The sequence below is a fragment of the Shewanella marinintestina genome (assembly GCF_023283845.1).
Taxonomy (GTDB): Bacteria; Pseudomonadota; Gammaproteobacteria; order Enterobacterales; family Shewanellaceae; genus Shewanella; species Shewanella marinintestina.
The window spans coordinates 21,019-41,303 of record NZ_JAKILC010000006.1 but is presented as its reverse complement, the minus strand read 5'-3'; the positions used below and the strand labels follow the sequence as shown (position 1 = coordinate 41,303).

General features: G+C 41.8%; 19 protein-coding genes. 11 read left to right on the top strand and 8 right to left on the bottom strand.

Annotated features, from left to right (window positions below; all coding sequences use genetic code 11):
* Positions 1–98: 98 nt before the first annotated feature.
* The gene (locus L2747_RS08195) at positions 99–407 is read right to left on the bottom strand and encodes a putative quinol monooxygenase (RefSeq protein ID WP_248998582.1); all 309 of its coding nucleotides are present in this window, start codon (positions 405–407) and stop codon (positions 99–101) included.
* A 381-nt stretch (positions 408–788) separates the two neighbouring features.
* Here L2747_RS08195 and gad point away from each other — a divergent pair, with 381 nt between their 5' ends.
* From gad to L2747_RS08175, 4 genes are all read left to right on the top strand, one after another.
* Positions 789–2,183 (top strand): glutamate decarboxylase, encoded by a 1,395-nt coding sequence (gene gad, locus L2747_RS08190; protein WP_248998581.1) that lies wholly within the window; start codon positions 789–791, stop codon positions 2,181–2,183.
* Between the two features lie 60 nt (positions 2,184–2,243).
* Positions 2,244–3,983 carry an aspartate:alanine exchanger family transporter gene (locus L2747_RS08185; RefSeq protein ID WP_220781516.1) on the top strand — a complete coding sequence of 580 codons (1,740 nt, stop codon included), beginning with the start codon at positions 2,244–2,246 and terminating at the stop codon, positions 3,981–3,983.
* A gap of 346 nt (positions 3,984–4,329) precedes the next feature.
* Positions 4,330–5,421, top strand: coding sequence for a PfkB family carbohydrate kinase (locus L2747_RS08180; RefSeq protein ID WP_248998580.1), 1,092 nt, complete (start codon positions 4,330–4,332; stop codon positions 5,419–5,421).
* A complete protein-coding gene (locus L2747_RS08175) occupies positions 5,415–6,329 on the top strand; it encodes a pseudouridine-5'-phosphate glycosidase (protein WP_012156171.1) in 915 nt (304 codons plus the stop codon). Before L2747_RS08180 ends, L2747_RS08175 begins: the two co-directional genes overlap by 7 nt.
* Positions 6,330–6,405: 76 nt before the next feature.
* On the opposite strand, the gene L2747_RS08170 is transcribed toward L2747_RS08175, so the two are convergent.
* Positions 6,406–8,361 carry a beta strand repeat-containing protein gene (locus L2747_RS08170; protein WP_248998579.1) on the bottom strand — a complete coding sequence of 652 codons (1,956 nt, stop codon included), beginning with the start codon at positions 8,359–8,361 and terminating at the stop codon, positions 6,406–6,408.
* Positions 8,362–9,041: 680 nt separating this feature from the next.
* On the opposite strand from L2747_RS08170, the gene gltS reads away from it, so the two are divergent.
* From gltS to L2747_RS08155, 3 genes are all read left to right on the top strand, one after another.
* A complete protein-coding gene (gene gltS, locus L2747_RS08165; RefSeq protein ID WP_248998578.1) occupies positions 9,042–10,271 on the top strand; it encodes a sodium/glutamate symporter in 1,230 nt (409 codons plus the stop codon).
* A 194-nt stretch (positions 10,272–10,465) separates the two neighbouring features.
* A complete protein-coding gene (locus L2747_RS08160) occupies positions 10,466–10,945 on the top strand; it encodes an RNA polymerase sigma factor (protein ID WP_248998577.1) in 480 nt (159 codons plus the stop codon).
* 14 nt (positions 10,946–10,959) lie between these two features.
* Complete coding sequence (locus L2747_RS08155; protein ID WP_248998576.1) at positions 10,960–11,337, top strand: DUF6768 family protein; 378 nt, start codon at positions 10,960–10,962, stop codon at positions 11,335–11,337.
* A gap of 148 nt (positions 11,338–11,485) precedes the next feature.
* Here the strand turns inward: L2747_RS08155 and L2747_RS08150 are convergent, their stop codons facing one another.
* The 4 genes from L2747_RS08150 to pepT all read right to left on the bottom strand — a co-directional run bounded on the left by L2747_RS08150 (position 11,486) and on the right by pepT (position 15,111).
* Entirely contained in the window at positions 11,486–12,016 is a 531-nt protein-coding gene (locus L2747_RS08150; protein WP_248998575.1) for an NUDIX hydrolase, read from the bottom strand.
* 98 nt (positions 12,017–12,114) lie between these two features.
* Positions 12,115–12,888, bottom strand: a complete 774-nt coding sequence (locus L2747_RS08145; RefSeq protein WP_248998574.1) for a tRNA (adenine(22)-N(1))-methyltransferase — start codon at positions 12,886–12,888, stop codon at positions 12,115–12,117.
* A gap of 141 nt (positions 12,889–13,029) precedes the next feature.
* Entirely contained in the window at positions 13,030–13,722 is a 693-nt protein-coding gene (locus L2747_RS08140) for a Rossmann-fold NAD(P)-binding domain-containing protein (protein WP_248998573.1), read from the bottom strand.
* A 165-nt stretch (positions 13,723–13,887) separates the two neighbouring features.
* Positions 13,888–15,111, bottom strand: coding sequence for a peptidase T (gene pepT, locus L2747_RS08135; RefSeq protein WP_248998572.1), 1,224 nt, complete (start codon positions 15,109–15,111; stop codon positions 13,888–13,890).
* A gap of 303 nt (positions 15,112–15,414) precedes the next feature.
* Here pepT and L2747_RS08130 point away from each other — a divergent pair, with 303 nt between their 5' ends.
* Both L2747_RS08130 and L2747_RS08125 read left to right on the top strand, forming a co-directional pair.
* Entirely contained in the window at positions 15,415–16,200 is a 786-nt protein-coding gene (locus L2747_RS08130; protein ID WP_248998571.1) for an ABC transporter permease, read from the top strand.
* 155 nt (positions 16,201–16,355) lie between these two features.
* Entirely contained in the window at positions 16,356–17,093 is a 738-nt protein-coding gene (locus L2747_RS08125) for a hypothetical protein (RefSeq protein WP_248998570.1), read from the top strand.
* Between the two features lie 91 nt (positions 17,094–17,184).
* On the opposite strand, the gene L2747_RS08120 is transcribed toward L2747_RS08125, so the two are convergent.
* A complete protein-coding gene (locus L2747_RS08120) occupies positions 17,185–17,412 on the bottom strand; it encodes a hypothetical protein (protein WP_248998569.1) in 228 nt (75 codons plus the stop codon).
* Between the two features lie 238 nt (positions 17,413–17,650).
* Between L2747_RS08120 and rsmS the strand changes: the two genes are divergently transcribed.
* A complete protein-coding gene (gene rsmS / locus L2747_RS08115) occupies positions 17,651–17,809 on the top strand; it encodes a pleiotropic regulatory protein RsmS (protein ID WP_248998568.1) in 159 nt (52 codons plus the stop codon).
* A 115-nt stretch (positions 17,810–17,924) separates the two neighbouring features.
* A complete protein-coding gene (locus tag L2747_RS08110) occupies positions 17,925–18,668 on the top strand; it encodes a DUF599 domain-containing protein (protein WP_248998567.1) in 744 nt (247 codons plus the stop codon).
* Between the two features lie 139 nt (positions 18,669–18,807).
* On the opposite strand, the gene L2747_RS08105 is transcribed toward L2747_RS08110, so the two are convergent.
* Positions 18,808–20,127 carry an ABC1 kinase family protein gene (locus tag L2747_RS08105; protein ID WP_248998566.1) on the bottom strand — a complete coding sequence of 440 codons (1,320 nt, stop codon included), beginning with the start codon at positions 20,125–20,127 and terminating at the stop codon, positions 18,808–18,810.
* Positions 20,128–20,285: the final 158 nt, after the last annotated feature.

Genomic DNA, 20,285 nt, shown 5'->3' with positions numbered 1-20,285 from the left:
ATTAGCCAGTTATATCTTCAAGTATTGTCAGCGTGCAGGTTCATCAATTTTAATCTTGCTCTAGATTTAAATTGATGACTTGGACTATGTCGCTTATTTCACTTTGGTAACGACTCTACCCCTATTTGGGTCATTTCATTGACTGTAAATGATCTTACCATTCCTTGTGTCGCCACAACGTAATCCTTTATTGGCTGCGCGCCCATATGGTCTTGCCAGAGTTCTCTAGAGGACCAGTTTTCAAAAAAGATAAAATGTGCTGGGTTTGCATTATCTTGATGCAAATCATACTGGATACACCCCGCACCACAGCGAGTAATGTCAATTAGCTTGATTAGTTCTGCTTTCACTTGTTCAACACTGTCTTCATTAGCAATGATGTTAGCGACAATTGTTAGTTTAGCCATGTTTGCTCTCCTAGATTGAGCTGATGCAGCTATATTAAGTTGTACCTTAATTATAATAAACTGGCTTTTGCTTGATTGATTATCAAAATAAAACTGTTAATCGATAGGGCAAGGGGATTTGAAAGTGCTCGGTTTCACTGGCTGCTTATAACGATTGTGGCGTGTTATATGCTTACTCTTCTAATTCTAACCTAGTTTTAATAACTGTTCGGTATCCTATTGTTGATGTTTATATCTTTACAGTGTTTACCTATTGGTTTTTTATTCTTTTTATTTTGTTTTTTGTCTTGCTGCACTTAAAACAAAGTTATATGTTGAATGTGTCAGCTGTGTATCACCAGCGAGTAGGAAATTCTATTTATTTCATTGGAGTAAAATATAATGCCTCTTCATGCGAAAGATTCTGTGCGAGACGACCTGCTAGATGATATTTACTCATCGACAGATTTAGCGCTATCTATGCCCAAATATAAAATGCCCGAGCAAGAAAATAATCCGCGCCATGCTTATCAAATTGTCCATGACGAGCTCATGATGGACGGTAATTCACGCCAAAACCTTGCTACTTTTTGTCAAACTTGGGTTGAAGAAGAAGTCCATAAATTAATGGACGAATGTATCGACAAGAACATGATTGATAAGGATGAGTATCCCCAAACCGCAGAGCTTGAAGCCCGTTGCGTGCATATGCTTGCAGATCTATGGAACTCTCCAGATGCTGAAAATACCTTAGGTTGTTCTACCACAGGCTCAAGCGAGGCGGCAATGCTTGGCGGCATGGCGCTGAAGTGGGCTTGGCGCAAGAAAATGAAAGCACTAGGAAAACCGACGGATAAACCTAATATGGTCTGTGGCCCAGTGCAAGTATGTTGGCATAAGTTTGCTCGATATTGGGATATCGAGTTACGTGAGATCCCGATGGAAGGGGACCGCTTAATTATGAATGCTGAAGAAGTCATTAAGCGCTGTGATGAAAATACCATTGGTGTAATTCCCACTTTAGGGGTGACATTTACCTGTCAATACGAGCCTGTAAAAGCGGTACATGAAGCACTTGATAAACTTGAGCAAGACACTGGTCTGGATATTCCTATTCATGTTGATGCCGCCAGTGGTGGTTTTTTAGCGCCATTTTGCCAACCAGAACTTGAGTGGGATTTTTCACTGCCACGAGTGAAATCCATTAACGCTTCAGGGCATAAATTTGGTTTAAGCCCGCTTGGAGTGGGTTGGGTTATTTGGCGAGATGCAGCTGCGTTAGATGAAGATTTGATTTTCAATGTCAATTATTTAGGCGGCAATATGCCAACATTTGCGCTGAACTTTTCTCGTCCTGGTGGACAAATCGTTGCGCAGTACTACAACTTTTTACGCCTAGGTAAAGAGGGCTACAGAAAGATCCATCAAGCTTGCTATGACACCGCGCAGTACCTTTCAAGTGAAATAGAAAAGCTGGGCATGTTCGACATTATTTATGACGGACATGGCGGGATCCCTGCGATGAGCTGGTCATTGAAAGAGGGCGTTGATCCTGGGTTTAACTTATTTGACCTCTCTGATCGCATCCGCTCACGAGGTTGGCAAATTGCAGCTTATGCAATGCCACCTAAAAGGGAAGATTTAGTGATAATGCGTATTTTAGTACGCCACGGCTTTAGTCGTGACCAAGCTGATTTATTGGTTGCCGACTTAAAGCACTGTGTTGACTTTTTCGCTGAACATCCGATTTCACATGGTAGTGATTCAAAAGAGTCTTCAGGTTTTAATCACGGTTAATGGGTAAAAGGTCATCTTTATAGGTGGCCTTTTTTTATCAACTTAGTTTGAGACATGATGATGAATATTTCTGAATTTTTTGGTTTTGTATTTGGTTACATTGCTCATAACCCCTTTGTATTTTTGTTTTTAGCCATTGCGATTGGTTACCCGCTTGGAAAGGTATCAATCAAAGGAATATCTTTAGGCTCCACCGCTGGAACGCTAGTGGCAGGTGTGGCTATCGCGTTAACCGCTTTCTCTGTTTATGGTCTTAAGATTGAAGAGCCTGGATTGGTATCTGATATTTTCCTTATGATGTTTATGTATGCAATTGGCATGAAAGTCGGTCCGCAGTTTTTCTCTGGGCTGGCAAGAGGCGGGTTGGATTTTGTCGTTATTGGTTTAATTGTTGTATTTAGTAATTTTCTTATCGTGTATTTTGGCGCGAAATTACTCGACTTAGCGCCGGGCTATGCTGCTGGAATTATATCGGGAAGCTACACGGTAACCGCGGTAATGGGCGTTGCACAATCGGCAATTTCCTCTGGCGCATTTAAAGCTCCAGCTGGCATGACCTTAGATCAAGTTAGCGCTAATATAGCCGCGGGCTATGCTATCAGTTACATCTTATCTAGTGTATTTATTATTTTATTAATTAAGTATTTACCTGCAATGTTTGGCATTGACCCGGTTAAAGCGGGTAAAGACGCTGAGGCAGAGTTTGGCGTGGGTGATGACATTGAAGCCCTGCCAAGTACTAATGGTTTTTCAAATATTGGTGTATTGCCTTTAGACATTAGGGCTTACAAAGTCGAGCATCAAGAGCTAGTAGGGCAGAGCATTGAATCACTATTTCAGCGTTTTCCTCATACCGCTATCTTAAAAGTCGTGCGCGGTGATGATGTTTTTGATGCGGCTGACAACCCTAAGTTGCAGTTGGGGGATGTGATTGGTATGCGGGGCGATTATCATGTTTTGATTGACGATGCGGCGTTTGTTGGCGAAGAAGTGGATGAGCCTAGGGCGCGAAATGTCGATATTGAAGTGGCTGATATCCATCTTGGTAAATCGGATTTCAGCGGTAAAAGTATTAATGAAATCAGTGAAAAAGTGGGTTTTGGTGTTTACATTAAAGCCTTATTTCGTCAAGGGCACCAGTTACCTGTGACCGGGCAAGCCGTAGTCGAAGTAGGCGATGTGCTGCGCGTTGCAGGATCTGACTGGTGCGTGCAACAAGTGGCTAAAAAGTTAAATAGTACACCGATTGTGGAAAGCACATTAACCGAAACATTCTATCTGGCATTGTCATTATTGATTGGTTATATATGCGGCCACTTTAGTGTCACGTTAGGCGGTATTCCTTTTGCGTTAGGCACGTCGGCAGGCTGTATGTTAACCGGTATTATTTTCTCTTTCTTAAGAACGCGTAACCCAACCTTTGGCGGCCCTATGAGTGAGGGGGCAAGAAGCTTCCTGCAAGACATCGGTTTGAGTCTATTCGTTGCGGTACTTGCAGCCACTGTGGGGCCTAAAATTTTAGCTTCATTCCAAGGTATTGTAGTGATAAAAATTGCGGCGTTAGGATTAACGGCTGCACTTGTCCCTCCTTTGCTAGCTTGGATATACGGCTTGTACTTCCGCAAAATGAATCCGGCTATATTGGCGGGTGCATGTGCTGGCGGGCGTAATAGCACTCCAGCAATGAAAGGTGCGCAAGATGTTTGTCAAAGTGACATGCCAGCGGTCGGCTATCCTGTCCCTTATGCACTGACGTCGATGATCGTGCTGGTACTGGGTTACTTAACTATGGTGATTTAACTTAAGCAATCATGACTAATATCGAGTAGTTCTCAATAGTCATGATTGATGGATGCCCATGGCCAATATGGTATGGGTATCCGCTTTTCCCCTATATTACCGCTAGAATATTTTACTGACAATCTCTTTCGTTCACTACTATTCAGTCGTGGTGATTTTCTGCTTTATCAGTGCTTTTTATTTGAATGATGAGCGCAATTAAATTCTAGTCTTGCTCACAAATTCTCTCTTTTAAATCTGTTTCGCTTGAATATTTAATCTAATAAGCATACCCTTGCATCAAGTTTAAACTAAAGTTTGGTATCCAAACAAATGTTTGTTTGGCCGTGTCGACTGGATAATAATAATGACAGAACGCGAACTCGAGATACTATCACTACTTAAACAAGACCCACTGATCCCCCAGCAAAGTATTGCAGATCAGCTAGGCATTAGCCGTTCAGCCGTGGCTGGACATATAATGAATTTGACCCATAAAGGCGTGATTAAAGGTAAAGGTTATATCCTAGCCGAATCTCGCTATGCCATCGTAATCGGTGGTGCCAATATGGATATTCTTGGCCGTCCCCTTAATACCCTACAGGTTGGTGACTCAAACCCTGGTAGTGTTAGCTGCTCTCCAGGTGGTGTTGGTCGAAATATTGCGGAAAATCTCGCCAGACTTGGTTCAGACACTCATCTTATCAGTGCTCTAGGTAAAGACACCTATGGACAAATGATCATGAGCCAGTGCCAACAAGCTGGCATTGATATGAAAGCCTGTATCCACCTTGATGAGTTTGCAACCTCTACCTACTTGTCTGTGCTTGATGGCGATAGCGATATGCATGTTGCTATTAATGATATGGCCATTCTAGATAGACTGAGTGTGGCAGTACTTAGAAGCCATGAAGAAGTATTGCGCCGCGCAGATCTGATAGTCGTCGATGCTAACCTTTCTGCTGACTCACTGGAATATATCCTCAGCAACTTCTCAGACCGTCCTATTTTTGTCGACACAGTGTCTTGTGCAAAAGCTAAGAAAATTGCGCCATTTTTAAGTTCAATTCACACCTTAAAACCAAATCTTAAAGAAGCTGAGCAATTATCAGGGATCAGTATCAGTCATTATGACGAACTGCCTGAGCTTGCTAACTGGTTCCATAAGCAAGGTGTTAAGCGCATTTTCTTGAGCTTGGGAAGTGATGGTGTGTTTTACAGTGATGATGGATCTCAGGCATTAGTACCCGCTATTCCAGTTGCGATGGTAAATGCAAATGGCGCAGGCGATGCTTATCTTGCGGGCTTAGCTCATGGCTGGATCCAAGAATGGAATACCGAAGAATCAAATAAATTTGCTATGGGAGCCGCGGTTGTTGCCTTGTCTCACTTAGCCACAATCAACCCTAATATGTCAGAAATCACCGTTAAGCGTGTTATCAAGGAGTCGTTATGTTAGAGCAGTACCTAGATATTAATCCTGAAGTTGCAGCAGCATTAGCAGCAGGTAAGCCAGTCGTTGCATTGGAATCGACCATTATTTCTCACGGTATGCCTTATCCGCAAAACGTAGAAACGGCGCTTAAAGTAGAACAAATTATTCGTGACAACGGTGCAGTACCAGCAACAATCGCAATCTTAAAAGGTCGCCTAAAAGTGGGTATGACTCACGAAGAGATTGAATATTTAGGTAAAGCAGGTCTTGACGTTATTAAGACTAGCCGCCGTGATATTCCATTTATTGTTGCTAAAGGTGTTGATGGCGCAACGACTGTTGCATCAACCATGATTTTAGCGCAAATGGCGGGTATTAAAGTGTTTGCAACGGGCGGTATTGGTGGTGTTCACCGCGGTGCTCAACAAACTTTTGATATTTCAGCGGACTTACAAGAGCTAGCCAATACTGATGTAACAGTTGTTTGTGCAGGTGCTAAGTCAATTCTAGATATCGGCTTAACGCTAGAGTACCTAGAAACTCAAGGTGTACCCGTTATTGGTTACCAAACTAGCACACTACCAGCATTCTACACACGTGAGAGCGAGTTTGGTGTTGATTATCAACTTGATACGCCAGCGCAAATTGCTGCAGCAATGAAAGCTAAGTGGGATATGGATCTTAAAGGCGGCATCGTAGTTGCTAACCCTATTCCTGAAGCACACCAGTTAGATCGTGCGATGATCGATCAAGTGATTGCTGACGCAGTTGCAGAAATGGACAGCAAAGGCATTTTCGGCAAGGCTTCTACGCCATTCCTATTGGCTAAAGTGGCTGAAACCACTAAAGGCGTTAGCTTAGCGGCAAACATTGAGCTTGTGTTCAATAACGCAAAGCTTGCTGCTAACATTGCGGTTGAATACGCAAAGTAAGTTATTGCTTTAATATAAAGTAAAAAAGGGGAGCTAAATAGCTCCCCCTTTTTATTTGACTTGCAGTAAAACTAAATTAGTTTTGTACGATAGTCGCCATATTGCCGTAACCACCCGTTTGGGTAATGGTAGCTGTATCGGCTAGACCATTTTGAGTGATAGATGCTGAGTTAAGCGCTACAGCAGTACCAACACCATCTTGGTTAATTGTTGCAGTATTACCATCACCAACTTGTAGTACAGTTGCTTCGTTATATGCACCACCAAGTTGATAAACGAAAGCATCGTTATCAGCGCCAGTTTGGTCGATATCTGCTGCACCAAACTCACCAAATTGCTGTACATTAGCTACGTTTAATGTGTTGCTTTGCATCACATCAGCAGTGTTTTCTAAACCTGATTGAGTCACTGTTGCATCTAACTCAACGCCTGTTTGGTTAACGGTTGCTGATCCACCGATAGTATCTGTTTGGTTTACTAGCGCAGTTAGCACTGAGCCAGATTGATTTACGATAACAGATGACGCATTTACGCCTGATTGGTTAACTGTAATAACTGAATCAGCAGCTTCGTTTTGATATGCCGTTACGTTACCTGCTTCACTTGCATTGACCTGGTTAACAGTCACTGAAGAGTTATCTGATTCACTCTCTTGGTCGATATCAACAATATTGTTGTTTCCATCTTGGGTGACCGTCGCTGTAGCCAGATAAGACGTATCTTGATTGATATTAACGTTGTTTAAGTTGCCTACAGAGGTAATTGATGCAGATGCTGGTTCATGAGCACCAAATCCGTATTGACGGATAACAGTCGTATTGCTGTCACCAGTAGCAGAGATAAACGCAGTGCTGTCATCTACATGCTCTTGGTTTACCGACCCCGTGTTACCAGAACCATTTTGGCTAACCGTTATGGTTGAGTCAAATGCATGGTCTTGAAAAACCGTCATTGAGTTATTGCTGCCATTTTGGCTTACGTCTGCATTTGAACGGTCTGCATTACCTGTTTGAGTGGCGGTAATAGAGTTGTTGGTGCCGTTTGTCTGGCTTGCAATAATTGAAGAATTCGAACGGTTGTTTTGCACAGTCGTAATTGTTGAATTATCTGAATTGGTTTGCGATGCAATGACTGAAGCTCTATTTGTAGATTGAGTGACGCTAATGCTTGAATCAAATGAGTTATCAGTCTGGTCAACATCTGCAACGTTACGATTACCACTTTGCATTACTGTTGCTAGCGCATCAGTAGAAACATCTTGGTTAGTTGAAGCAGTGTTATTTGCACCATTTTGAGTAATGGTTGCACCTGCTGGGTTGTGAATACCAAAACCATATTGGCGAATATCTGCGGCGTTAGTATCACCAGTTTGGCTCACTTCTGCATTACTGTCATTAACGTGCAGTTGGTTAACTGTTGCGCCGTTATTGGTTCCATCTTGAGTTACGGTAGCTTCACTTCTGAAGTTGTGATCTTGTGTTACAGAGGCTGTGTTCGGGCCTAAACCTGATTGCGTAACTGTAACTGTTGAGTCTTCACTATTACCAACCTGGTTGATTGTTGCAGTTTGGTTTGAACCTGATTGTATAGCTGTGGTGGTGTTTCTGTAACCTTGCTGAGTAACCGTCGCTGCTTGGCTTGCACCAGATTGTGTCGCAGCAGCTTTATTGCCATCACCATTTTGATATATTGTAGCTAGTTGACCTGTATCCGATTGTGTAACCGTTGCGTCATTACCAAGCCCCAGCTGCTCTACATCTGCATTATGGCCTGTACCAGACTGATCTGTGCTGGCAATGTTTGAGGTACCGTTTTGAGCAACTGTTGCTATTTGGTCTGCACCTGATTGCAGCACAGTTCCATTGTTGCTGTCGCCAGTTTGAGTTGTATTTGCTAGCTGGTTATCACCAGACTGAGTCGTCGCAGCGACATTAGAGTTGCCATTTTGGTCAATAGTTGCATCGTTAGCTAGTGCTAACGCTGGGTTCAAAGCAATCGCAACAGCGGCAGCAATCGGAAGTAACTTTCTCATTCGTAATATCCTTTTTACATTAAATTTAACGTGCAGGGTTATTGGTCGATCTTCGATGCATTCATACGAATGCTTAGTCATACATACAGCTGGTTAGTGTGAGTAACCAAGCATTGAAATCTTATTTATTAACCTAGCGGTGTGGTTTAAAGCCAAGACACCCTTGCTATTGCAGGATTGTCATTTGTCCACTTTATGGTTAATTGAACGCGAGAAATTATGGAGGGAGAGGTTTTTTATAGCGTCCAGCATTGGTATTAAAGCTAAGACTCTTAGCTACTACTAGTATATTTTCACCTAGTAGGTTTGGCTATTTTTTAGCTGTCACAACTTGCCGTTTATTCTTGTTGCTTAATGGTTTACGAGTTTTTCTGTGCTTAAATATTGTTAATCGGCGATAGTTTATCGCTGCAACTATTGTTTTACGTCTGTGAGGCGTAAAAAATAAACTAGGAATGATTAGGCGACGCTCATGTATAGGCGTGAAAATTCAAAATAAAAGACAATAATAGGGATGATTATTGCTGAGATTACCTCTATGATAGTGTTGCTTTATTGTTAATTAAGTCATTATTTTTATGGGTTAAGTATTGCGATAAATCATCATTTGATACCGGTTAAACTTGATAATAATTTGCCGTCATACTGTCATTATTTTAATTGAGGGATGATCAATAATCATGGAAGTCCAGTTAATAGAAATAGAAGATTTTGTCTCGTTTACCTTAGCTATTATTGCGCTATTTATTGGTAAAAACATCATATCTCGTTATGAATTACTTAGAAAATACAGTATCCCTGAACCCGTTGTTGGCGGATTTGCCTGTGCAGCGATTGTCGGTATTCTTTATTATGCGTTCGATATTCAAATCGAATTCAACTTGGCCGTTCGCGATACCTTGTTACTGTATTTTTTTGCCGGTATTGGTTTAAAGGCTGACTTTGCCACTTTGATTAAAGGCGGCAAACCACTACTTATTCTTATTTTGTTAGCCAGTGTGTTTATTTTTCTACAGAACTTTACCGGTGTTACCATCGCGTCGTTATTTGGACTCGACCCTAAAGCGGGGCTAATGTCTGGTTCTATTTCACTAATAGGCGGTGTTGGCACCGCGATGGCGTGGACGCCGACGTTTGTTGAGGAACTTGGAATTGCTAATGCCAATGAACTGGGGATAGCATCCAATACATTAGGTTTAATTTCTGCTTGTGTAATTGGTGGCCCCATTGCTGCTTATTTGATGAAGCGTCATCAAGTTAAGGCTAACCAAGACGAAGAATTGGATATTGGTACTAGCCATCAGGCCAGTTCATCGCACATTAAAGTCGATTACTTTGGAGTATTACGGGCTTGGTTATGGTTAAACGTCACGCTTATTATCGGTTACTTTATTGATATTGCTCTGCAAGGTGCCGGTTTAAAGTTGCCACTTTTTGTGGCTTGTTTACTCGCAGGTATTATCGTTGGTAATACTGGGCGAGCCGTTCTTAATCGCCGTAAAGTTAAAGATAGAGCTTACTTGGATGATGCTGGTCAAGGCTTGTCGCTTATTCAAGATATTTGCTTAGGTATGTTCTTAACTATGGCATTAATGAGCTTGAAGATATGGGAGCTTGAGGGAAGCTTGCTTTATATTTCGGTCATTATGTTGGTGCAAGTGACGCTTTCAGTGCTGTTTACCATCTTTGTGGTGTTTAGGATGATGGGCAAAGATTATGAAGCTGCAGTTATTTGCTCGGGTTTCGGTGGGGTCACACTGGGATCTACTGCAACTGCGATTGTTAATATGACGGCGGTGACTCAGCAGTATGGTGCAGCCCATAGAGCCTTTATTATTGTGCCGCTAGTCTGTGGCTTCTTTATCGATATTATCAATGCGATGATCATTAACTTATTTGTCTATTTTTAACTTCTCTTTTTAGTACTAACTTTTAAGCTTAATAGGCAATAGTGGTGAGTAGAAGGGAGCATAGGCTCCCTTTTTATTTAGGTGAAAAGAATTAAATAAAATCGCGTGAACCTTTTTAGCGATTGCATCGTCTTTATTAAAAACAACCTAGGGAGAGCCTTATTAGCATACAACAAGCACAAGTTGAGCTATGGGTGTTGGAGGCGCAATCTGGCGATAGCAAAGCATTTTCTGAACTGTGCCAACACTTTTACCCTAGTGCTATTAGTTTTTCGATCAAACTCTGTGGCGACATTCATCTTGCAGAAGATGCGGTACAAAGTGCTTTGCTGAAGTTATCAAAGACGATAAGCAAGCTGCGAGATCCTGCCGCAATAAATGCTTGGGTATTTAAACTAGTGCGCTGGCAAGTGCTAGATATGCTTAAGCAACAAAATCGCTATCGCTCGATGGAGGGTACTGAGCCACTTTATAGTGAGGATCAGCTTGAGCAATATGATTTAGCTAAGGCGATTGCTGCACTGCCGGATATTGAAGGGCAAGTAATTTGTCTATTTTACTTAGCGCAGTTGGATCTTAATGAGGTTGCGGCAGTGCTTGATATCCCAACAGGGACAGTTAAGTCGAGATTATTTCGTGCAAGGGAGCGCTTAAAGCAAGCGTTACAAACATAAGATTAGGAGAGGTTATGGATATCGATGACAAAATTCGTCAGCAGTTGAGTAAAGAGTCAGAAGCTATCAGTCATCAGATTAAGCGCGATCCAAGCTTATTTTCCATGCTTGGCGATGCTTATAAGGGACGTCTTGGGGGCTGGATGATCTTAATGAGCATCGTTGCTTTTATGCTGAGCCTGTTGATGCTCTGGTCTGGCTATCAATTCTTTTTTGTGGCGGTAAGCTCAGTTGCATTGATTAAGTGGGGCGTAACACTGCTGCTAGCCAGTATGATGCAAATTGCCATAAAAATGTGGATCTATAACGAAATGAATCGCAATGCCACAGCACGGGAGATAAAGCGCTTAGAGTTGGCTATTGCCAAGCTTCAGACCAAGGCTGGTTCCTAATCAAAAGGGATAGCTGTAACAAGAGCGTGAATGGCTTAATTCACGTTCTGTGGCGCTAACGGCTAAAGTTTTACTACGAAAATTTAACGGCTAAAGTTTACCGACTATGATTTTACGAATATGGCTTAGCTATATCGCGTTAAGCTGCTTATAAAAGCTCGGCAACAATCTGTTTTAATAAAAAGGTTTCTCGCTCAATCGACATACCCTTCTTAGGGCTATTGGCGATGGTGTGCTCATTGTGAGCAATGGCTTGGTGGATGTTAATCCAAACCGGCGTCATACCATTTTGTATTTCATGAGCTTCTAATTTGGTTTCGCCAAGCTCTGCATGAATATCACAAACAAAGCAGAAAGAATCCATATGTACTACTTCGAAGCCACCTCTATTCCAAGGACGAAACTCTTCGTAGCGGCCAAATTCACTGATGATTTCGATATGCTGTGCGCCAGTTTCTTCTTCTAATTCACGGATGAGACCGCTTTGAATATCTTCACCCTCATCAACCCCACCACCGGGAATACTGTAGTCATGGTAGCGCTCGGTGTAGAGCATTAAGATCTCTTCACCTTTTAAGATAATCCCGCGAGCAGCTTGGCGATGAAAGCTAGTGCTACGTAATTGCTCGTCATTTAGGTGATTAATATCGCTATGAACGGTAGATTTTAACAGACGCATTAATAACTCTTTTTGGCTGATTTATTCGAAAGAGGGCGAGTATAGCGCTTATTGGTAGTCAATTTTAGTCCAAGGCATTAATCGTTGGCTTGATAGAACTAATTATTGAGTAATGCTTGATAGTCTTTAATAATCCGCTTAAGTATGGTGATTTCCCCCTTGTTTGAGAGGGATTGGCTAATGTTTGAGTTGACTAAACCTTGCTCGATCCGTTGATAGTGATTAAGCAAACTTTGTAGATAGGCTTTATCTATATCGCGGCTAAAATCCCACATTGCGCTGCCAACAAGGCTCACAGGCTCATTTGGCACATCAGTATTTTCAGGCAACTGCGGAGATTTAATTAGATGGATAATTTCGTAAAAGCGTTTATTTTCCTGAAGCAAATGTTCGCTGAGAAGTCCCATACCTAAGTCCTGCATTGCTTGGCGTACTTTATAGGTGTGGTGCACGGGGCAAATAATAAACTCAAGAGTATGATTAGGATGACGGGCAATGATCTCTGCGACTAAGCTAATCGTCAGATCGCCACCCACTCCAGCGATAATTATCAGTTGTGACTCAGAAATCGGTGCCAGTTGAATCTTACCAACATCAGCGCAATGTATCTGCCACACGCTATTGTGTTGATTAACATTTTGATTTGAGCTTATTTGTACTGTTGAGCCTGTAACTGGATAAAAACGAGTTAGTTTTTGCTCTATTTCGTGCATGAGTTCTGGCACAACATCAACAAAGTGGATAGCCTTGGCAGCATTACGTTTAAGCAAGGCTGCGCCCAATAGCCCATGATCACAACAACAATCCCAAATATGCTCATATTGGTCGTGAATCATGTTGTTAATGTACTGTAGGCGCTGGCTAATCTTCAAGGTTGTACTCAATCATGGGTAAAGTAGGCGGCTATTTTACGTGATGCTATAGGTGCCGAGTCAATAGCGATTCATGCAATAGTTAGCCTGTATTGAATGAGCCGTTAAGGGTTAATAATGACAATTACTGAAAAGTTATAGTTAAGACGTTAGCATCTCAGCATTTGATACTACAATGACGCGTTGGATTGAGGCATTGTCAGGATCTTGAGCACTAATGGCATAAGCTAGTATTGAGGCTGCAACTTGCTCAGCTTCAATTGGGCAATATTTATGTAATGGCCCAATAAAAAGTGGCGAGATAAGACTAAACAACCCTTTCCCCGCATCTTCTAATATGCGATTTTCCCCGCGCTTACCTAGCAATAAACTGGGTTGAAACAGCCATAGTCGCTTGGGTGATGATGCTTGCTGACTCTTGGCTAACAAGTCGATTAGTTCATTCTGAGCTTCGCCTTTAACACGATTATAAAAGGCTTTTGACTGACTATTGGCGCCTAATGCGGTGATCACAAAATTAGCGTTTGCTTGGCATCTTGTTATAAATTCAATGCAGGCTGTTTTATCTACAGCAATAAAGGCTTGCTGGCTACCAGCTTGTTTGATGGTTGTGCCGAGGCAACAAAAAGCATGATCTATGTTAAATGGCAGCGCTAGCGTTGGTAGTTGACTTAACTGGCATTGTATAAAAGTGACTTTTGTTGCTGCAGTTTCCTGATACTGCGGCAGTTTTCTACCAACGAGTAAAATGTGTTCGTAGCAGCCACTGTCGATAAGTTTTTGCAGTAATAGCTGGCCAATGAGTCCTGTAGCGCCGATAAGTGCCGCGTTCATAGTGTTCTCTAATTAATGCCTTTTAGTAGCTTAAGTGTAGAGAGCTAAAGGTGGGAAGCAAATACTTTTATATTGTTATTGTGACTATAAGTTGTCGATTTTAGTCAAAGCTCACTAACAAAAAGGCCTGAATGACAGGCCTTTTTTTGCATATAATCTAATAATCTATTTGTGACTAGCGGTTAGCTTAGCAATTTCAATTAGTGTTTGCGTAGCTTGCTCCATTGACTCTAAACAAGCATATTCATGCTTACCGTGGAAGTTATGGCCACCAGTAAATAGATTTGGGCATGGCAGCCCCATGTAAGATAAACGCGAACCGTCTGTACCACCACGAATTGGCTTTACAATTGGTTGGATATTTAAGTTTTGCATCGCTTGCTTAGCAATGTCGATAATATGTGGGTGTGGCAATACTTGTTGCTTCATATTTAAATATGAGTCTTGAATATCAATGTTTAACTGGCCAATAGTCAATTCCGCATTATATTTTTCAACAAGATCCGTTAGCCAGCGCTTTCTTTGCTGGAATAGTTCTAAATCAAAATCGCGAATGATATAGCTAAGTGTCGCCTTTTCCGTCACGCCTTCCATGCTCATTAAATGGAAAAATCCGTCGTAATCTTGACTGCATTCAGGGGTGTCTTTTAGTGGCATTTTAGCGTGGAATCGAGCCGCAATGGTTTGAGCGTTAACCATAACGCCATAGGCTGTACCTGGATGGCAGTTATTGCCAGTCGCGGTGATCACTGCTGTAGCGGCGTTAAAGTTTTCATATTCAAGCTCACCAACTTGACCACCATCGACGGTATAAGCCCATTGTGCGCCAAACCCTTCAACGTCAAAGTGGTCCGCGCCGCGACCAATTTCTTCATCAGGGGTGAAGCATAAACGAATTTTACCGTGGGGGATCTCTGGGTGCTGCATCAAGTAGTAAAGCGCTGTTACAATTTCAGCAATCCCAGCTTTGTCATCACCGCCAAGTAAACTTTTGCCGTCGGTGGTGATTAAAGTTTTGCCAATATAAGCATTTAGGCTGGTAAACTGTGTTGGAGAAAGCACCTCTTCAAGGCCTAACTGAATATCTTTGCCGTTATAGTTTTCAATAATTTGTGGGTGTACATTTTCGCCACTGTAATCTGGCGCCGTATCTAAATGCGCAATAAAACCAATGCAAGGTGCATCGGCAACATTTGCTGCAACAGTTGCGGTTAAGTAACCTTTATCTGACAATTGTACTTCTTCAAATCCTAAGCTTATTAGCTCTTGGCGAAGATGTTGAGCAAATTTAAATTGGTTGTCAGTGCTAGGTACGCTTTGGCTTTGGCTGTCAGATTGGGTGTTGAAACTGACGTAGCTTAAGAACCGTTCAAGTATCTGTTGCTTCATAATCGTATTTTCTAAAATAGCAAAAAGTGACCAGAGTCTAACAAGTCAAAACCTCAATTCATTAGATATTGATCAAGTTTTTCTAAATGGCCACAGATTTCTTCTAGGTGCTTTTAGGGGAAACTTTCGAAACTAAACCTAAGTATTTTGCGCTTAGCTAACGATAAATCGATTTGTTTTTACATTTAAACAATGCGTTGAGTTTCTTATTTACTGTTAGCCATTCAGGTTTAAGGTTACTCTGGCAATATAAGTTTGGTTTTATTGTGCAATCATTATTTTTAGCAGATCCGAGAGATAAAAATGGATATAGGTTGGTTACAGTTGGGGTTATTCATGTTGGTACTATTGGTGCCAATGGCAATAGGCCGATATTTTCAGCTGCAACTGACTCGTGACATGACTTGGGCTGTTGTTCGTATGACCCTGCAGTTAGTGCTAGTGGGCTTATATCTACAATATTTGTTTGAATTAGATAATATTTGGATCAATTTTGCTTGGTTATTGTTGATGGTACTAGTGGGCAGTAGCGCGATTATTACTAAAGCCAAATTACCTAGAAAGGTGCTCTATTTCCCTGTGTTTAGTGGCTTAATTTTAGGTTTAGTCCCTGTACTTTGGCTTATGATTGTTTACCTGTTGTCACCAGAGCCTTTATACACTGCACAATACCTAATTCCGACGGCAGGCATGTTACTTGGCAATTGTTTGAGTGGCAACATTGTCGCTTTGCAGCGACTTTTTGGGGCTTTTAACGATAGGAAAGCCGAGTACCATGGTGCATTAGCATTAGGCGCAACAGCAAACCAAGCGAGCCTGCCTTTTTTACAAACCGCAATGCAGCAAGCTTTTGCACCAATACTGGCGTCGATGGCAACAATGGGTCTAGTGACTTTACCTGGCATGATGACTGGACAAATCCTGGGGGGAGTCGATCCGCTTATCGCCATTAAATACCAGTTGGTTATTTCGGTTGCTATCTTTGTGACGTTAGTGGTTTCTGTCGCAGCGACATTGGTCTTGTGTGTTCGCCGGGCTATCACTTCTACAGGGCGAGTCAAAATCGCTTATGAACAAAACTCCGATTAAATCATTTGACTCCTAATTTGTGCTAACAAGTTAAAAAAAATCAACTAATCTTGATAGTTGTAGCGCTTGTGATTCTTTTATACCGACTTGGTTAAGTATCGTGCCAGGTATTTATTCCACTGCGCCTAATACTCTACAGGGGAAATGGATAGCCTATGTTTAAGTCATTTATTATTGCGTTAGTTTTGTTTATTTTGGGGTCGAGTTACACGGTTGCTGAAGAGTGGCAGTTTGAGATCTCTCCATATCTTTGGGCGGTGAGTCAGCAAGGGCAGACTGGCTATGTAGACAGAAATAATCAGTCAGTCATTGTTGATATCGATATGTCGTTTAGTGAGATTTTTGACAATTTAGATGGTGCAGCATTAGTTAATTTACAAGCACGTAAAGGTAACTGGGAGCTGTGGTTAGATCTGGTATATATGAGACTTGAGTATGACGCCGAAGTTGATAATGCATCTGCTAAGTTAACTGCCAAACAAAAGTTACTGGATTTAGTTAGTGCCTATCGTTTTTCCGAACAGGGCAATATGCAATGGTACAGCTTTGTTGGCGTTAGGTTTGTTGACGTCAACAATAAACTTGATGTTCGTATTATTGATCAACAAAGAACGCCTAGCTTTGGTGATGACTGGATAGACCCAATGTTTGGTTTGAAAAACCTGTGGGCTATCAATGAGACATTTTATCTTAATAGTCGTGCTGAGTTAGCAGGCTTTGGCGTCGGAAGCCAGCTTTCTTGGGCGTTAAACTTTACCTTGAATCAGAGTTTGTCTGAAAACTGGGATCTAAAGTATAGCTTTAGGTATTTAGATATTGATTACGATGAAGATGACTTTTTGTTTGATATGGCATCAAGTGGTTTTGGTGTGGGAGTAACCTATCAGTTTTAATATACGCACTGTTCAGCGTGTAATCGATAAATAAAAATGGCTGCAAACCTAAGTTAGCAGCCATTTAATAGACTTGGTAAAAAGCAGGTGTTTAAACCACCAACTCCATATCAAGTTCGATGTCTGTGCAGCCTTTTTTGCAGCAAATACCCGATACACTATCTTCTTGCCCTTTAGTTGGCAGCTTCATTGAAAGTGCTTGGTTACATACAGGGCAGAGAACGGTATTACCTTTAAAAACTCTTTTGATTAAGTTTTTTTGCTCGATAAAAGATTTTGCTGTGGTGTCATTAATCACCGAGAAATCCATCTTTGCCATAGTGTTTTTTATTGCCTTTGTATTTGCTCTGCACAACGGAGGTTGCACCTTAATAGCGTGAGTATATCTAGGCTTTCGATGGTAATAAAGCCTTAGTATCGGGTTTGCTGCGATAATTTGATTTGAGTAAATCAGTGCTTTGGGCTGAGGTTTTACAATTGAGGCAAGCTAACTCTCTGAGTATACTAGCGCATCCAGACTTTCTGCCGATATTGCCCAAGTGCAAGAGTGAAATAATATGAGCGAAAAAAATCCTGCTAGCCCGCTAGATAGCGCCCCGGAAGAGGTTAAGCTTGCGGTTGATCTTATTTTTTTGCTAGAGAGTAATAAGATTGATGTTGATGTGGCACTAGCAGCGTTAGAAATTGTTAAACAAGACTTACAAGCCAAGCGTTAACTTAGCGCAAAAAGTGAACGCTTAGCCATTTTATTTTGTGTCTGCGGTGAGACTTAGTGTTAATCCTGTCTCAACTTGCAGCAACGTTATTGAACTTTATAGTTGGTTTTTTATTATGGAATCAAGCACGACCATCTCGCTACTCGACCTTGTTGCGCCATTTTGCTTTATCGTGAGTTGGGTCGGTTATACCTATTTTGCCAAACGTAAAGCCAAAACAACTAACTGCATTGCCCGCTGTTTGCATCAACATCGGATCCACTGGATGCATGAGCTCATTGGGCGTGAGGTGAGAGTTGGTGAGGCGGCATTGTTAGCTAACCTTGAGCGTAATATTGCCTTTTTTGCGTCAACAACTTTACTGGTATTAGCTGGTGTACTAACACTCTTTGCTCAAGTGGAACGTTTAGAGGCTGTGATAGCAACGATTCCCTTTGCTGCTGAGCCGAACCATGCGCTAGTTCAAGTCAAATTAGGTATGTTGACCTTTATTTTTATCATGGCGTTTTTCCAGTTTACCTGGTCGATGCGTCAATATGGATTTTTGAACGTCATGGTTGGCGCTGCGCCAGTAGATAAAGAAGGTAAGAATGAGAATCTACGCCGTTATGCTAAGCAAATGGCTACAGTGCAAGATCAAGCGACTCATTCTTATAACTATGGTTTGCGTTCATATTACTTCTCTATGGCGGCTCTATGCTGGTTCTTCCACCCAATAGCCTTTATCGCAGCGAGCATTTTTGTGGTTGTGACACTGTATCGTCGCGAGTTTAAGTCCAAAGCCGTTATTGCGATTACTAAAGGGCAAGAGCTACTAAGAGCTGAGAGAGAGAATAAGTTTAAACCTGCAGATGAATAGGGGGCTAAGTTAATAATTAGCCAAATGAAACAGCAGTCTGAATAGTTACAGCTCTCGCTCAGCGAGAGCACACTTAGACACAGCACCATCGTGTTAGCATCGGAGCAACATTTTTTTAGTTACTTTTATTTTTAGCCACTTAGCCACTAGTCATAAATTGCTTAAATATCGATTTTACATCAACTTGTGCATTAAGCTTTGAGGCTAATAAATACATGCCAGCCAGTTTTCGGTGAATAAAAATGGCATCGACTGGCGGAGTGTGCCATTTATCGGCTTCTGAGCTCATTGCCATTCCTGCAGCTTTGATCCGTTGGGCTAAATTACTGCTGCCAAAGTCATACTCAGTTTCACCTCTTAGTGGTTCACAGGCCTGATAAAAAATATCCACGATAAGTGCTTTTTGTTGCGCATCTATTGCGTCTCTAAAAAATCCAATCTCCTGCGCAGCAGCCGCCATCTTTTCACGGTCATTATCAATAGCGGCCTGCATCAATTGTTTATATTGCTGGGATAATGGTTTTGGGATCTCACGAGTTGCGCCAAAGTCGAGCAAAACGATTTTTCGAGAATTAGTTTGGTACTGAAAATTGGCAAAATTAGGATCGGACTGGATCAGATTGAATTCAAATAATTCCCTAAAGAAAAGCAGCAGCATTTTACTGGCAATTGCGTTACGGCTGCCTTGGCTTAAGTATTCTGCGGACTCAATATTTTCACCTTCAACATATTCCATAACGAGAAGGTCTTCGGTACATAGATGCTCAATAGGGCTTGGAAGAATGAAGGATTCATCATCACTTAGTAACGTTTGATATCGCTTAAGCATGTTGAGCTCAATTCGATAATCAGCTTCAGTGTGTAACTGTTTTTTGGCTTCAGAGAGTAATCGATCGAATTGCACATTCTTGGGAATTAATTGCGAAACACGCAACAAGGTCGCGACATTATCAATATCACTGTCGATGCTATTACGGATCCCCGGGTACTGCACTTTCACTGCCAGCTCCGTACCATTGGCTAAAGTGGCTTTATGAACCTGACCAATTGAGGCTGCCGCAAAAGGACGCAGCTCAAAGTGAGCAAAGGGTGATAACCAATCTTCACCCCAATTACGCTTGAGGATCTCAATGAGCTGTTTGTGGGGCATGGTTTTAGCGTCAGCACGTAGTCTAGCCAGTAGCTCACTCAGCTCTTTTGGCATTAATTCGCCAGAGTCCATAGACAGCATTTGGCCTACTTTCATCGCCGCGCCGCGCATTTGCGCTAATTTGTCTGCTACATGAGAAATATTTTTTGGAGTGAGTACTAAATCTTGTAATTTCGGAGACTGTCCCTGACTTAGTTTCTTCGCACCTTCAAGCATGATGTTTCCCGCTAAGCGGGAGGCCAATCCGCCTAGAGATGAAAAGCGTGATAAGCGGCTCGTTGGTACCTTAGCGGTTTGAGATTTATTCATTTTTAGGCCTTCTCAATAAAACAGCTTGATATTATTAATGTCTAAAATCATCTGCTTTTTCAATACGCTAAAAAACTGATATGGATCAGTGCTGAATCAGATTTAGCTGCCGAGACGATAAGGATACAACTTTATATGCACAAGAGAATCCTATAGTA